General features: G+C 66.7%; 11 protein-coding genes. 5 read left to right on the top strand and 6 right to left on the bottom strand.

All coding sequences use genetic code 11. From position 1 onward, the window contains the following. Window positions 1-128: 128 nt before the first annotated feature. The 3 genes from YM304_RS15110 to YM304_RS15100 are packed head-to-tail and all read right to left on the bottom strand — an operon-like array spanning window position 129 to window position 2827. The gene (locus YM304_RS15110) at window positions 129-1217 is read right to left on the bottom strand and encodes a hypothetical protein (protein WP_015442571.1); all 1089 of its coding nucleotides are present in this window, start codon (window positions 1215-1217) and stop codon (window positions 129-131) included. 4 nt (window positions 1218-1221) lie between these two features. Continuing rightward, a complete protein-coding gene (locus YM304_RS15105; RefSeq protein ID WP_197536885.1) occupies window positions 1222-1932 on the bottom strand; it encodes an ABC transporter ATP-binding protein in 711 nt (236 codons plus the stop codon). Window positions 1933-1981: 49 nt separating this feature from the next. Then, window positions 1982-2827: an ABC transporter permease gene (locus YM304_RS15100; RefSeq protein WP_015442569.1), complete on the bottom strand. Its 846-nt coding sequence runs from the start codon at window positions 2825-2827 to the stop codon at window positions 1982-1984. Between the two features lie 91 nt (window positions 2828-2918). On the opposite strand from YM304_RS15100, the gene YM304_RS15095 reads away from it, so the two are divergent. Continuing rightward, window positions 2919-3788 (top strand): glycosyltransferase family 2 protein, encoded by an 870-nt coding sequence (locus YM304_RS15095; protein ID WP_041298346.1) that lies wholly within the window; start codon window positions 2919-2921, stop codon window positions 3786-3788. A 6-nt stretch (window positions 3789-3794) separates the two neighbouring features. On the opposite strand, the gene YM304_RS24810 is transcribed toward YM304_RS15095, so the two are convergent. Then, window positions 3795-7832 (bottom strand): hypothetical protein, encoded by a 4038-nt coding sequence (locus YM304_RS24810; protein ID WP_015442567.1) that lies wholly within the window; start codon window positions 7830-7832, stop codon window positions 3795-3797. 135 nt (window positions 7833-7967) lie between these two features. Here YM304_RS24810 and YM304_RS22755 point away from each other — a divergent pair, with 135 nt between their 5' ends. From YM304_RS22755 to YM304_RS15070, 4 genes are read left to right on the top strand one after another with little or no spacing between them, the layout of a single operon-like run. Next, the gene (locus YM304_RS22755; protein WP_015442566.1) at window positions 7968-9614 is read left to right on the top strand and encodes a stealth family protein; all 1647 of its coding nucleotides are present in this window, start codon (window positions 7968-7970) and stop codon (window positions 9612-9614) included. Further along, window positions 9611-10501 carry a hypothetical protein gene (locus YM304_RS15080; RefSeq protein WP_015442565.1) on the top strand — a complete coding sequence of 297 codons (891 nt, stop codon included), beginning with the start codon at window positions 9611-9613 and terminating at the stop codon, window positions 10499-10501. Before YM304_RS22755 ends, YM304_RS15080 begins: the two co-directional genes overlap by 4 nt. Before the next feature lie 12 nt (window positions 10502-10513). Next, window positions 10514-11500 (top strand): FkbM family methyltransferase, encoded by a 987-nt coding sequence (locus YM304_RS15075; protein ID WP_015442564.1) that lies wholly within the window; start codon window positions 10514-10516, stop codon window positions 11498-11500. Continuing rightward, the gene (locus YM304_RS15070) at window positions 11497-12426 is read left to right on the top strand and encodes an FkbM family methyltransferase (protein ID WP_015442563.1); all 930 of its coding nucleotides are present in this window, start codon (window positions 11497-11499) and stop codon (window positions 12424-12426) included. Before YM304_RS15075 ends, YM304_RS15070 begins: the two co-directional genes overlap by 4 nt. A gap of 1 nt (window position 12427) precedes the next feature. On the opposite strand, the gene YM304_RS15065 is transcribed toward YM304_RS15070, so the two are convergent. Together YM304_RS15065 and YM304_RS22750 are read right to left on the bottom strand one after the other, a co-directional pair. Next, complete coding sequence (locus YM304_RS15065; RefSeq protein ID WP_015442562.1) at window positions 12428-13405, bottom strand: glycosyltransferase family 2 protein; 978 nt, start codon at window positions 13403-13405, stop codon at window positions 12428-12430. A 2-nt stretch (window positions 13406-13407) separates the two neighbouring features. Next, window positions 13408-14811 (bottom strand): exopolysaccharide biosynthesis polyprenyl glycosylphosphotransferase, encoded by a 1404-nt coding sequence (locus YM304_RS22750; RefSeq protein WP_051071451.1) that lies wholly within the window; start codon window positions 14809-14811, stop codon window positions 13408-13410.

Raw genomic sequence — 14811 nt, 5'->3', positions numbered from 1 at the left:
CCCGGCGAGGTGATCGAGCCGGCGCTGCACTCAGCGACGGGTGACCCGCCGGAGCCTAGTGGTCTCAACGCTGAGGCGGATGGGCAGCCCGCCCTTTGCGGCTGGGCGATGCGGCTCGCTGTGCGGCTTCAGAGCAGGCGAGACGCGGCCAGGAAGTCGGTCACGTCGATCCCGAAGTTGTCGCGCAACTCTCGCGCGGCTGACTCGAGGAGCCATCGATCGTTTGTGCGAAGAGCGATGACGCAACGCGAGTGGAGGTGCAGGAGGGCGTCGGCGTTCTGCCGGTAGACCCGATTCGGCGTGTCGAAGCTGATGTCGTAGAAGGCGACGGGTCGGCTCCAGTCGCCATAGTTCTCGTCGAGGTAACGCTTCGGGTCGTCAGGCGTGAACAACCGATGGCCCTTCATCTCCATCGGTGCGAGGTCGAACGGCGTGTTCCACCATTCGTGGACGAGCGAACCGTGCCAGAACTTGCCGTCTCGCCTCGTGTGCGGGAAGAGGTCGGTTCGCGCGCCTGAGGAGTGGAGTGCCACGATCCGGTCACCCTCGACGGTGGTCTCGTAGCCCATTCTGCGGACGAAGTCCGGAATCGTCGCCAGGTCGGTGTCGGGCATGAGCCCGAGGTCGATGTCGTAGTCGTGGGCCATGAAGTCGCCATCTCGCACGATGCCGAGCAGCGTGCCCGACATGAGGAACGGGCGCACGTCGATCTCGGCCAACCGTTCGGTCAACTCTGCTGTGATCTCGAGTTGGAGTTCGGGTGCGATTCCGCCCTTGCTGGCGCTGGCGGTCGTCGCCTTCCGATGCAACAGCGTCTGGATGTCGCCTTCGACGTCGCGAGCCAGGTCGACCAACCGCCGGTCGGGTACGAGACGCAGCAGTTGTCGCGCCGCCACATCGTCGCCGGGCTGCGACTCCAGCCGATGCTCGACGGCCCGACGGGCCGCATCGAGAGCATGCTCGCTGGTCAAGTGCTCGGCGGGATCGAAATGTGTCGGGAGGTCGGATGACTCCTGCGTGACGCGACGAGCCCACATGATCATCTGAGCCGTGCGAGCCGTGGGGCGACGGTCGCGGCCTTCTACCGCCTCGTCGACGACCGGCTCGACGGCTCCCGAGCGTCGGGCGCCGAGCGCGAGCAGGCGAACTGTCAGCGTGCGAACGAACGATGAGCGATCGATCAGTCGGAGGACCCGATCGCGGAGCAGCGACAGCACGCGGCTATCGGCTCTCGTACTGTGCAAGGACGTCGGCGACGTCGCCGTCGGCCATGAGGACGCCCTTCTCCAGCCAGATCGCACGCGTGCAGCTGTCGCGGATCTCGTTGAGGTTGTGGGTCACCATCAGGATGGTGCCCGCTTGGTCACGGATCTCGTTGACGCGCTCCAAGCTCTTCGAGCGGAACTCCTTGTCGCCGACGGCGAGCGCCTCGTCGATCAACAGGATGTCGGGGACGCGAAGCGTCGCGATCGAGAACGAGAGCCGTGCCCGCATGCCGGACGAGTAGGTCTTCATCGGCCTCCCCATCGCCTCGCCGAGGCCGGAGAACTCGATGATGTCGTCCATCTGCGCCTCGATCTCGCTCTTGTCGAGCCCCATGGCGAGTCCACCGAGCAGCACATTTCGGTACCCGGACAGCGACGGCTTGAGGGCACCGGACACGCTGAGCAGCTGAGCTTCGCCGCGGATCTTGATCGACCCGGACTCGAGCGCCTGCAGACCGGCGACAGCGCGCAGCAACGTCGACTTCCCCGAGCCATTCGAACCGACGATGCCGACGGCCTCGCCGATGTGCACGTCGAACGACACATCCTGAACGGCGTGCACGATCGTGGAGTGGCGACGGCGGAAGCCGCTGCTCACCATGTCGCGCATCGAGTAGTTGCGTTCCTCGTAGACGCGGTACTTCACATCGGCCGAGTCGACGCTCACGCTGATCGGAGCGTTCATCTGGTGAGGAGCTGGGGCGGTCGCCGACGTCTCAGTCACGCGCATAGCTCGATTCGGCGGCTCGGAACCAGATGAATCCGAGCGAACAGAGGAGGATCGACCACGCAAGGGCCGACACGACGAGTGATCCGTCGAGTGAACCGCCGAGGAGTGTCCAGCGGGCGATGGTCAAGAAGCAGTACATGGGGTTCAGCTTGAAGAGCAGGGCGACCGTCGGGTTGTTCTCGACGTAGGCGTCGACGTTGTAGATGACCCCGGAGGCATACAGGAGAAGTCGGAAGAAGAACGGCAGCAGCTGCGTCGTGTCACGGAAGTGGGTGGTCATGCGAGCAGCGACCATCGCCGCCCCGAGGTTGAAGACGAACTGGACGCCGACCAGTACGGGGAACAGGATCCACGTCCATCGAGCCGTGGTGCCACCGATGAGCAGGATCACGTACATCATGGCGAAGGTCGACAGCGACGACAGGAGCTCGGTGACCGTCGAGGTGATCGGCAGGATCGCCCGCGGGAACCTGACCCCTTTCAACAGACCTTTGTTGCTGACGATCGACTTCGCGCCGTCGGTGGTCGCCTTCTGCGTGAACTGGAAGACGAAGAGTCCGATGGTGAGGAACATCAGGAAGTTGTCGACACCCCTGGTGGTCTTCAACAAGAGCCCGAAGATGAGGAAGTAGACCGTGATGCTGAGCAACGGGTTGAGCAGGTGCCACAGGTTGCCGAGCACGTTGAGCACCTGGCGGCTCCGCAGTTCTTGCTTGGCGACGTACCAGATGTAGCTCCGGCGACGGATGACGTCTCGGAGGTACGGACCGAGCCGGTCGGACTCGTGGGCATCGCGCAGCTCGGGCACGCCCACTGGCGAGGTTGCAGCCATCGACGACAGACTACCGACGCGTGTCGGTCACCGAACGTGCATCGCCCCGAGAGCGACCCCGCCGTCGATGTTGCGCCGCTACCTTGTGGGGGTGGCCCAACGCGTCGAAACCCTGGTCAACTGGGTTGTGTTGACGATGGGGGACCGCCCCACTGCTGTGGAGCAGGCGATCGAGTCGCTGCGCGGCGATGCGGCAGAAGTCACCGTCGTCGTGAACGGGATCGCCGACGGGCGCCCCGCTGCGAGCACGACCCACGTCGACCACGTCATCGAGTTGCCCGCCAACGTCGGGGTACCGGCAGGCCGCGACCGCGGTGTCGCTGCGACCGCCAGCGACGTGGTGGCGTTTCTCGACGACGATGCCGTGGCTCCGCCGGGAGCGACTGAACGCATCGTCGAAGAGTTCTCCGCCGATGATCGGCTCGGAGCGGTGTCGTTGCGTCTAGTCGACGAAGACGGAGACACGAGTCGTCGTCACGTGCCCCGCCCCGGAGGTCGAGACGCCGACCGGTCCGGTGAGGTGGCGCTGTTTCTCGGAGGAGCGTGCGCCATCCGACGCGAGGCGTACGACGATGTCGGCGGCTACTTCACCGATCTGTTCTACGGGCACGAGGAACTCGAGCTCTCGTGGCGACTGGTCGAGCGGGGTTGGAAGATCCGGTACCTCGCCGACGTGAAGGTGTTCCACCCGAAGACGACGATCGAACGACACGCGCACGGCTGGGAGCTCACCGGACGAAACCGGGTCTGGATCGCTCGCCGAACGTTGCCATGGCCGGTCGCGATGATCCATGTGGCGGCCTGGCTCGTGCTCGGGATGCTTCGCGCGCCGAAAGGTGAGAGTCGCAAGCGCTACCTCGCCGGCTGGCGGTCGGGCTGGAAGGCCGATGTCGGCCGCGATCCGATTCGCTGGCGGACCGTCTGGCACCTCGCCAGACTCGGCCGCCCTCCGATCATCTGAGAGTCGTCACGTCGGGCTGGTGGTGTAACCCGTGAGGTCGGCGGTGATGTGGGTGGCCGTCTGGGTGTAGAGGCAGATCGTCCCGTGCTCGCCGACCTTCGCGATGATCTCGTTGCCGACGACCGTGCCGGCAGTCGGGAAGTTGAGTGACGCCGCCACGGGCCGCAGGCTGCACGGATAGGCGGTGATGAACCCGCGTCCGTCGGGGCGCACGGCGGTGACGTTGACCACCACGGCGTCGACGCCGTCAGTGGGAACGCCGGCCCTGCCGAGCACAGGGATCTCGAACACATGGCCCGCGCCGATGACGCCACGTCCGGAGGCGATCTCGTCGAACGTGCCGTCGCCACCGCGAGTGCGCGTCTCGCCGATTCGGATCGGCACGAGTGGGACGAACCCGGGATCGTCCTCCACGTAGCCGACGACGTCGGCGGTCAGATGTGTGTCACCGAACGACGTCAGACAGAAGGCGCCGTCGGTGCTCTTGATGATGATCTCGTTGCCTGCGACCGATCCGGGTAAGTAGTTCAACGCCGAGGTGATCTCCTCTTCGTCGCACGGGTAGGCGCGGATGTGGCTCCGCTGCAGCGGATTGATCGCGGTGATGTTGACGACGACCGCAGCGACGTTCGAACTGGGAACATCACCGCGGCCGGCGACCTCGATTCGAACTTCGTCGCGATCGAGCATGCCTTGGCCGAGACCGATGCCGTCGATCGTGGACGCGCTGTCATCGGTGCGGGTGTCGAGGAATCGGGCGGGTTCGAGCGGGCGCACAGCGCTGTCGTCGGGGACGTATCCGACGGCGTCGACGGTCACGTCGGTGTCTGCAGAGGAGTAGATGCAGATCGAGCCGTCGTCGCTCAGCTTGGCGATGATCTCGTTGCCGACGACGGTGCCGGCGTACGAGTAGTTGAGCGAGGCGGTAGTCGGCCGATCACCGCACGGGAACGCAGTGAGGTAGCCGCGCGACTCGGGATTGATCGCGGTGATGTTGGCGACCACGGCGGCGACTTCGTCGTCGGGTACCCCGGCGCGACCTGCGATCGTCACCTCGACGGTGTCGCCTGCGCCGATTCGGCCGATCGCGTCCGACACGCCGTCGACGGTGCCGGGTGACGGCATCGTGCGGGTCTCCAAGACGCGTGCGGGCGTGAACGACCTGATCGGTGCAGTCGATTCGACCTCGACCGCACGTAGCTGGATGCCCAACACGCGGCCCTGCGAGGTCCGGTAGATCATCGAACCTGCCGACGTGGGCCCGTCCTGACCGAAATCGTCTCCCCACTCGTCGATGGGCTCTCTGGCAACCCAGGCGAGCCCGAGGATTTCGCCCGGAGCGGTTCCCAGAGCGCTGTTCGCGGCCGTCACCTCGCCCGTCAGTGGCTGACCGGCGGCTCCGAACGTCACGGCCCCACGGCCATCATCCCAGTAGGTGCTCGCCGCGATGAAGCCGAGATCTCCCACCGCGTCGATCGCATCGCGGTCTTGAGCGCCGATGCCGAGCCGATCCCCTGCGTGCGAGCCGAGAAGGCTGTTCGACTCCGACACGGGGCCGTTGATGCCGGTCGACCCGTCGATCCAGGTGACCGCGCCGGCGTCATCGATGCCGTCGCGGTCCCAGTTCCACGAAGCGACGACGGCGTCGCCATTGGGCAGAGCGGCGAATCGTTGCGCGCTGATGGTGCCGACGCGATCGTTCGCCGACGAGCCGACCAAGCTGTTCGACTCCGAGACCCGGCCGACGATGCCTGTGGCACCGTCGCCCCACGTCACGGCGCCGGCGTCGACGACGCCGCCGTTGTCCCAACCGGTCGTCCCGACGAGATAGTTGCCGTTCGCCAAGGGCCGAACCTGCCGATCGATGTGGATCCCAGGGGCGCCCACGCTGTCGCCCGGCGAACTGCCGATGAGGCTGTTGGTCGCCGAGACGGCTCCGGAAATTCCGACCGTCCCGTCTCCCCATGTGACGGCGCCGGCATCGTCGACGGGGCCGTCGTCCCACCGGTCGCTGATGACGAGATAGTTGTTATTCGGCAACACGACGAGTCCGCGGCCGACACGATCGTCGGCTGAGGAGCCGACCAGACCGTTTGCTGCCGAGACGGTTCCGCTCGTGCCGATGGTCCGGTCGACCCACACCACTGCACCGGCGTCAGAGGCCGCTCCGTTGTCCCACTCGGGAAGTGCGATCACGGCATTGCCGTCACCGACCTCCACAGCCCTCCGGAGCTGAGGGTCGTCCGGTGGCGAGGCATACGTTCCGCCGTCGAAGTCGCCAGGTGTCGACCCGATCAGACTGTTCGACGCTGAAACGGCTCCCGAGTACGGCCCCGCACCGCTCACGAACGTCGCAGCGCCGACCTCGCCGTTGCCACCGTCGCGCCAGGACGGGCTCACGGCGATGTAGTCGCCGGTGGAGAGCGTCGAGACGAGGGCGCCGACGTGGTCGCCGGCAGACGTCCCGACGAGACTGTTGGCGATCGACACGGCTCCGACGGTTCCTCCGTCGCCGTCCATCCACGTGACCGCTCCCGCATCGACGACGCTTCCGTTGTCCCAGTTCCGGCTCGCGACGACGAAGTCGCCGTTCGCAAGAGACGCTGAGGCGTCGAAGAACCCGCCGATCCGGTCTCCGGCGGTAGAACCGACCAGGCTGTTCGACGGGCCGACTTCTCCCGTCGTCCCCGCTGCGCCGTCGCCCCACGTCACCGCTCCGGCGTCGGCCTTCGAGCCGTTGTCCCAGAGCGGTCGTCGAACGACGTAGTCGCCATCGGAGAGCGGTTCGACGAACAAGCCGATGGTGTCGTCCTCGTCGATGGCCGGAATACGGGATTCGTTCTTCGAGACACCGACCGAACTGTTCTCCGCCGACACGACGCCGGTGACGCCCCGTGTTCCGCTTCCCCAGGTGACGGCGCCTGCGTCTTCGATGTCACCGTTGTCCCAGTACGGGCTCAGTACGACGTAGTTGCCATTGGTGAGTTCGACAATCGTGTCCTGCTCGCCGATGGGTGCCCCGACGAAATCCTCCTGCGAACCGACCAAGCTGTTCTCGGCCGAGACCGGGCCGACGGTGGTGCCGGCGCCGCTCGACCACGTCACCGCGCCAGCGTAGACACCGGGCTGGCTCTGCCAGTGCGGGCTGCGAACCAGATAGTGCCCGTTCGAGAGCGGGACGACGCCGTTGTAGCGGTGGCCGACCACTGAGTTCGACAGTGTGCCGACGAGGCTTCTCGACGGACCGATCTCGCCGGTGGCGCCGACCAGGCCGCTGCCCCACGTCGCCGCCCCCACGTCGATCGCCGAGCCGTCGTCCCAATGTGGCGACGCGACCACGTAGTCGCCGTCGGCGAGTCCCGTGACCTGCGAGAATCTGAGGTCGAGCGTCGTCGAGCCGACGAGGCTGTTGGCACTGCTGACTGGTCCGGTGACGCCATCCTCGCCGTTGCCCCATGTGACCGCCCCGGCGTCGGCGACTCCGTCGGAGTCCCAGTCGGGAGTCGTGATCACGTAGTTGCCGTTGTCGAGGACGACGATCCGGCTGTTGTCTCCGACGAGGTCGCCGGCTCGTGCACCGATGAGGCTGTTGGCAGCCGACACCGTGCCCGAGAGGCCGGCGCGACCGTCGATCCATGTCGCGGCGCCGACGTTCGCGCCACCGGGTCCGTCCCAGAGGCCCGACAGAACAACGACGTCGCTGGTGCCGACCTCGTAGGCGAAATTTCGCCCGACACGATCATTGGGTGACGAGCCGCTGACCCGACTGATCAGCCCGTTGGTGAGACCGTCGTACAGGTAGACGGCACCGACGTTGGGGACGTCGCCATCGTCCCAGCCCTGGTCGACGACGACGTAGTTGCCGTTGGACAGGACAACCACCCGCTCGCCGAACTCCTCGCTGCCCGGTGGCGCCTCGATCTCGAACGGGAGCACCGCCGCATCATCGGGTGCCGCGGCGACACCGCCGTCGGAGATCGCCACGGACCCGGACGCCACGAGCGATGCCGTGGCAAGGGTGGAGATGAAACGACGAGCGGGCATGCGAATGACACTAGGCGCGCCATGGTTCGCCTGTTCTGAATTGAACGTTCGTGGCGGCGATCGGCACCGTGCGTCGAAGTTTCCGATCATCTGAACGACGATCGTCGACGCACCGCCACCGTTAACCTCCTGGCCATGCGTTCGAAGCTGTTGCGACTCCGCGGACTCGTGCAGCGATATCGGGTCGATCGTCGGCTCCCGCCGCAGGTCCTCGACCTCTTCCGCGAGACGACGGCACTGCGGCGACGCGAGGCCGCCGATCGACGTCACGCCGATGCGCGCAAGACGCTCTCGGCCGACGGTGAGGTGGCTCGGCTCGGCCGCTCGTACGTCGCCGTTGCCGGACCGCTCTCGATGTCGACCGCCGATCTGGGCCACGCCATCGCCACCGACGTCGTCGACACGTTGCGCTCGAACGGCCTTGCGCCGTTCGCCGTCGATCGTTCCGGGGACGGCCTTCAGTTCGGCATCGATCTGGCAGAACGCCCGGCCGCGCTCGAGGCGTTGATCGCCAGCCTGGGAGGCCACGGCTGGCACCTCCGTTGGTACGACGGTTCGAAGAACGGTCTCGTCGCCGTCTCCGACGCCGCTGGTGAACGGAGCGTTCATCGAGCCCGTGCCTGGGAGGTCTTCCGGGCCCACTCGTGGGGCGACACGGTCGTCGGATCGGAGCAGGCGACCGAGATCTCGTTCTGGCAGATCGGTGCGTCGGGACGCGCCGAGCGAATCGGCACCCGTGGGCTCGAACGCTTCGACGTGCGCTCGCAGCCCACGGTCGAAGTGATCGACGGTCGCGAGTACCCCGGCAACACGGCATTCCCCGTCGGGGCCAACTTCGAGCACGTCGCCGACCCGATCGACATCGTGTACACGTGGGTCGACGGTTCCGACCCGGAGTGGGTCGAGGCGTTCAGGGCGACCGCTGCAGCGGCGGGTCGCTCCATCGACGAGGTCGCCCTCGACCCGGCCCGTTATCGGACCCGCGATGAACTGCGCTACTCGCTTCGATCGGTGTGGGCGCACTGTGGCTGGGTCCGCAAGATCTGGATCGTCACCGCCGGTCAGGTACCCGACTGGTTGGTCGAAGACGATCGTGTCACGCTGGTCGATCACACCGAGATCCTCCCGGCCGACGCACTCCCGACGTTCAACTCGCACGCCATCGAATCGGCGCTGCACCACATCGACGGCCTCGCCGAACACTTCATCTACTTCAACGACGACATGGCCATCGGGCGCCCCGTTCGCCCCGAACTGTTCTTCACCCCCAACGGGCTGGCCCGCGTCTTCCAGAGCACTGCGCGCGTCGAAGGCGTCGAGGACGAGAACACGCTGGCCGTCGACACCGGAGCGATCCGTGGTCGGGAGCTTCTCGCCGAACGGTTCGGTCGCGTCGTCACAGCGAAACCGCTGCATGCCCCGTACCCGCTGCGTCGCAGCACCATGCAGCGGATGGAGACCGAGTTCGCCGACATCGTCGGACGCACCGCGCACAGTCGCTTCCGGTCGCCGACCGATCTCAGCATCGCCGCCTCGTTCGCGCAGCACTACGGCCTCGCCACCGCCGACAGCGTCCTGGGCGAGATCGCGGAGGAATACGTGCACGTCGAGTCGGGCCGTCTGCAGTGGCACCTCGACCGGATTCGACTGAGCCGGGCCTTCGACACGTTCTGCATCAATGAGACGCAGGACGGCGCCGGGGGAGCGGCTGACCGTGAAGAACGCATCGCCGCGTTCTTCGAGGAGATGTTCCCGATCGCGTCGCCGTGGGAACGCACGTGAAGCTCGACGCCGTCGTCAAACGGGCCTGGCGAGGCATCGCCGATGCGAAGCGAATCGCTACCCGGAGCGGATCGGCCCGGTCGGCGCTCGCGTCGCTGGGCACACCGAGCCGTGGCGAAGCGGCTGCCTGGCTGCACGCGACGTCGAAGCACCACGACGACTATCGCGCTGCCCACCCGGTTGCGGCTGGTCGCGTCGCCGTCGTCTGCGTGTCGAGCCGACCGCATCTCGTCGACGCCGTCGTCGCGAACGTCGCGGCGCAGACCGAGGTCCAGCCCACCGATCTCGACGTCGTCTACGTCGCCAACTACGACGTTGCCGACCCCAACGACATCGACGAGGTCGGCCTCCACGGGCGGTTCGGCCAGTTCGCCAACTTCCGTCTCATCGTGCCGGCCGCCGGCACCTCGCTCGGCCACGCGCTGAACAGCGCGATGGCAGCAACCGACGCTCGATTCGTGGCCAAGTTCGACGACGACGACCTGTACGGCCCGCACCACCTCGCTGACTCACTTCGAGCACACGGCTACGCCGGCGCCGGCGTCGTCGGCAAGCACACGTACTACGCACACCTCGCCGAGCGCGACGAGACGGTGCTCCGATTCCCCGGTCACGAGTTCTCCTACAGTTCGACCTTGGCCGGCGGGACCCTGGTGATCGATCGCGACCGAGTCGGCGACCAACAGTTCGACGACCTCTCCCTGGGCGAAGACCGAGCCTTCCTGGCCACGTGTCACCGCCGCGGAATCTCGACGTTCTCGGCCGACCGGTTCAACTTCACGCAGATACGGTCCACGCACAACACCTGGCAACCCGGGCATGATGCCTTCATGGTCGGCACACAGCCGGCCGACGCCGGCGGACCCGAGCACCGCATCGACCGCTGACCACTTCTCTCCATGTCGTACACGATCCCTCTTCCCGCCGGCGGCGCTCGCGACACGCTCGACGTCATCGACCCGTTCTCGTCGATGGTGCAGCGCTTCCTTCGACGCGAAGGACTCGCGGCCTACGAACCCGAGACAGCGGCCACGCTGTTGAGCTTGTTCGACATGCAGACCGGACCGTTCACCTACTACGACGTCGGGTCGAACATCGGCCTCTACTCTCACCTCTGCGCAGCACTCTTTCCCGACGCCGACGTGCACGCGTTCGAGCCGACGCCCGAGATCGCTGCGATCTCGCGCTCGATCGCCGAGGCCAACGGCCTCGACGTGCAGGTCGTCGAAGTAGCGGTGTCCGATGGTTCCGGTACCGCCGATCTGCACCTGTCGCAGACCTCTGACGCATCCAACTCGCTGGTCGAGGGGTTCAAGGAATCGTCTGGCTCGGTGACGGTGCAACGGATTCGCCTCGACGACCACCGAGCACGCACCGGTCGTCCGCCGACCGTGCTGAAGATCGACGTCGAGACGCATGAGCCCGAAGTGCTGGCCGGGGCGATGGAGATCATCGCGAACGATCGCCCGTACGTGATCATCGAAGTCTTGCGTCGGCGCGGCACCGACCAGGGCGCGGCGATCCAGGCAGCCTTCGATGGACTCGGCTACACCTATTACCCGCTCACGGCGATTCCGACGTGGAAGTCCAAGACCAAGGTCAAGGGATCGGGCACGGTCGAACGCGACTGGCTTTTCGCCCCAGAGCCTCTTCCCGACGACTTCGCGGATCGTTGGGTGACGTGGCAGAGCCGCTTGGCTGCCTGCACCTCGAGCCGCAATTCTCGCCCTCCGATCGGTGGCGCTGCCGTAGCTGCGTACCGACGCGGCGGACCGGTCGAGCTGCTGTCGAGCTGCCGCCGCTTCGTCGGCGAAGACTTGGTTCCGACTCTTCGGCGTCGCTTCGCACGGAGCAAGCCGAATGGCGATCCGTCGCTCGACGAATGACGTACCGAATCGCGCTCCCTGTCGGCGGTCGGCTGCCCTCTCTCGACATCATCGACCCGAACTCCAGCGCCGTGCAGCGGTTTCTGCGTCGAGAGGCGTTGGCCGGATACGAACCGTCGACTGCGGCGGCGCTGCTTGCATCGTTCGGGCGAGCCGGGGCGGGGTTCAGTTTCGTCGACGTGGGCGCGAACATCGGTTTGTACTCGGCGCTGTGCGCTGCGCTGTTCGAGCCCAGCCACGTCCTGGCTCTCGAGCCGACGCCGAGCATTGCTGCGATCGCCCGTCAGATCGCAGATGCGAACGGCTTGACCATCGATGTGCAAGAACTCGCCGCATCATCATCGGCGCGAGTCGCCTCGTTACACCTCGCGGACGCGGCAGACGTCTCGAACTCCCTCGAGTCGGGCTTCAAGGCGAGCGAACAGAGCGTCGAGGTGCAGACAGTTCGTCTCGACGATCTCATCGAATCGACGCATGCGGCCCCGCTCGTGATGAAGATCGACGTCGAAGGGCACGAGGCGCCAGCGCTCGAAGGTGCCAGAACCGTGCTCGAGCGTCGGCGCCCGGTCGTGGTCGTCGAAGTGCTGAATCGCCGCAACGGGCGGCTCGCCGAAGCAATCTCCGCAGCGATCGCCGGGCTCGGCTACCGAGCCTACGAACTCGCTCCGCAGCCCACGTGGGACGAACACGACGGCCCCGTGAGCGTCGGCGAGCATCGCGACTGGCTCCTCCTTCCCGACCCGATCGACGACGCGTTCATCGAGGCATGGTCGCGCTGGAGTGAGCGCTTGAGCGCGTGCACGCCTGATCGAAGCTCGCGGCTCCCGATCATTCGGACGACGCTCGCTGCCTTCCGGCGTGGTGGCGTCAGCGAGGTCAAGGCTTCGTTCGATCGGTTCCGCAGAGCATCACGCCGCGCGACCTGATTCAGCGCTTCGCGAAACCGCGTAGGAGGCCGGCGGCCCACGTGGTGTGGATCACGCCGAGGACGCCGGCGGTGAGCGCTGGCCGCTTCGACGAACGGGTCGACACGGCCATCGCTCCGGCGTAGGCGATCGGCACGATCAACGCGGGCCGCCACTTCGTTCCGACGACGAGACCCAGCACGACGCCGAGCACGCCGAGCGGTGGGATCACCTGTCGAACGCGGATCGAGTGAGGGTGCTTGCGCATCACCACCGACTTCCACCAGCCGTACTCGTAGTACTGCTTGGCCAGCGCCTTCCACGTTCCACGAGGCGTGTAGCCGACCGACAGCGCCGGGTCGAACCACACGGTCCCGCCGGCGGCTCGCAGCCGGATGTTGAGCTCGTAGTCCTGATTGCGGACCAGGCTCTCGTCGAACAGCCCGACGGCCTCGATCGCCTCGCGGTCGAACACGCCCAGGTAGACGGTGTCGACCGACCTCGCCTCGGTGCCGAGTCGGTACGACGCCCCGCCGGTGCCGAGCAGCGACGTGGTCGCATCGGCCACTGCTTCTTCGAACGGCGTCGTGGCCTCGGGGCGCTGCACGCCGCCCACGTTCGCCGCTCCCGTCGTGCGCAGCGCGGTGACGGCGTGCTCGATGTAGCCCGGCGACAGCACGCTGTGGCCGTCGACCCGAACGATCACCGGCGCCGACCCGGCGCGGATCGCCAGGTTGAGCGCAGCAGGCGTCTTCCCCGTCGGGTTCGCCACGACGATCAGATCGTCGGCATCGGCTGCCATCGAGTCGGCCAACGCCTCGGTGCCGTCGGTCGACGGCCCGACCCCGAGAATGATCCGGAGCGAACCCGGATAGTTCTGTGCACGCACGGAGTCGATCGCCGTCGCGAGATACGGGGCTTCGTTGCGGATCGGCATCACCACGTCGACGTCAGGCCAGAGATCAGGCCATGCGGGGTCGTCCCGCCACGAAGTCGGCATCGTCACACTCGACGCGACAGCACGACCCAGATCGTGCGGAACAAGATCTGCACGTCGAGGACGAGTGACCAGTTGACGAGGTACTGGATGTCGTAGCCGAGCTTGAATTCGGCGTCGGTCCCGTACCGCCCTTGCACCTGTGCGAGTCCGGTGAGCCCGGGTGGGAGTTCGCTGCGGCGGACGTAACCGGGCACTCGCTCTTCGATCGCCGAGACGAGTTCGGGTCGTTCGGGGCGAGGGCCGACGAGCGACATCTCGCCCTTCAGCACGTTCCAGAGTTGCGGCAGCTCGTCGGCGCGCATCGCCCGCATCCACCGGAGTGCCGGGACGATGCGGTCGTCGTCGAGCGTCGCCAGGCGGGCCCGACCGTCTTCCTCGGCGTTGTGGACCATCGTGCGGAACTTGATGCAGTCGAAGTTGGCGCCGTCACGGCCCACTCGCTTCTGCCGATACAGCACGGGTCCGCCGGCAAACACGCGGACGTAGAGCGCGAGCAGCGCGATCAGGGTGATCCAGATGGGGGAGAACGCCACGGTGAGCACGAGGTCGAAGATGCGCTTGAGGCGAACCTTGTGGGTCGGCACGGTGTGCCCGCGCAGCGCCACGAAGGGCATACCGCCGATCTCGCGCACCGACTTGAGCCCGAGCAGGGTCTCGCGGGCGCTCACGCGTTGGAGGAAGCCGACGCCGGCGAGTTCGAGCGAGTTGAGCGGCTCGGGATAGATCGACCCGAACGCCGTGACGTCGAGCAGCAACACGTCGGTGGCGTCGTGGGCGACCACGGAGTCGGTGAGGCGGTGCGGGCGGACGACGCGGTCGACGACCACGGCGTTTCGGTCGCTCTCGGCGAGGTGCGCGGCGGCGAGGTCGATGGCGGCGGGCTCACCGGTGAGCACAACGCGCGGCGGTCCCTGTCGACGAACGGCGAGTCGGCGTGACAGCGCTCGGTTCCCCGCCAGCACGAACGAGGCGAGCAGCAGGAAGACCGCCAGGTTGAGACGCGGCATCAGATACCGGTCGAGCGCGACGAACGCGAGGCCTTGCACGCCGACGCCGATCGCGGTGGCGACGAATGCCTTCGGGAACCACGCTTTGCGCCCGAGCCGCGGTTCGCGCTCGTAGAGGCCGGCGAAGTAGTTGACCGTGAGGTGGATCGCGGTGGCGATCGAGAACCCGACGGCGTAGTGAGTGAGCGGGTACGTGTCCCAGTCGAATCCGAACCCGAAACGCACGAAGCTGATGACGCCCATCAGCACGAACAGGGCGATGGCGTCGAGCGCTCCGAGCATGCGGAACCCGCGGTTCCACAGGAACGTGAGCGGCCGCGAGAACACGGTCACGAACCGCTCGACGACTGGCGAGAAGGGTCGTGAGTCAGGCGACACGGGGACGCGCGACACAGCCAT

Origin of the sequence: Ilumatobacter coccineus YM16-304 (assembly GCF_000348785.1) — a bacterium.
GTDB lineage: Bacteria > Actinomycetota > Acidimicrobiia > Acidimicrobiales > Ilumatobacteraceae > Ilumatobacter_A > Ilumatobacter_A coccineus.
Note: the sequence above shows the minus strand (reverse complement) of the source record. Positions and strands in the feature narration are given on the sequence as shown.

Excerpts from the sequence above, each read along its gene's own strand:
- YM304_RS15100 (WP_015442569.1), bottom strand. The coding sequence starts at position 2,827 with ATGGCTGCAACCTCGCCAGTGGGCGTGCCCGAGCTGCGCGATGCCCAC.
- YM304_RS24810 (WP_015442567.1), bottom strand. The coding sequence starts at position 7,832 with ATGCCCGCTCGTCGTTTCATCTCCACCCTTGCCACGGCATCGCTCGTG.
- YM304_RS22755 (WP_015442566.1), top strand. The coding sequence starts at position 7,968 with ATGCGTTCGAAGCTGTTGCGACTCCGCGGACTCGTGCAGCGATATCGG.
- YM304_RS15075 (WP_015442564.1), top strand. The coding sequence starts at position 10,514 with ATGTCGTACACGATCCCTCTTCCCGCCGGCGGCGCTCGCGACACGCTC.
- YM304_RS15070 (WP_015442563.1), top strand. The coding sequence starts at position 11,497 with ATGACGTACCGAATCGCGCTCCCTGTCGGCGGTCGGCTGCCCTCTCTC.
- YM304_RS15065 (WP_015442562.1), bottom strand. The coding sequence starts at position 13,405 with ATGCCGACTTCGTGGCGGGACGACCCCGCATGGCCTGATCTCTGGCCT.
- YM304_RS22750 (WP_051071451.1), bottom strand. The coding sequence starts at position 14,811 with ATGGCTGTGTCGCGCGTCCCCGTGTCGCCTGACTCACGACCCTTCTCG.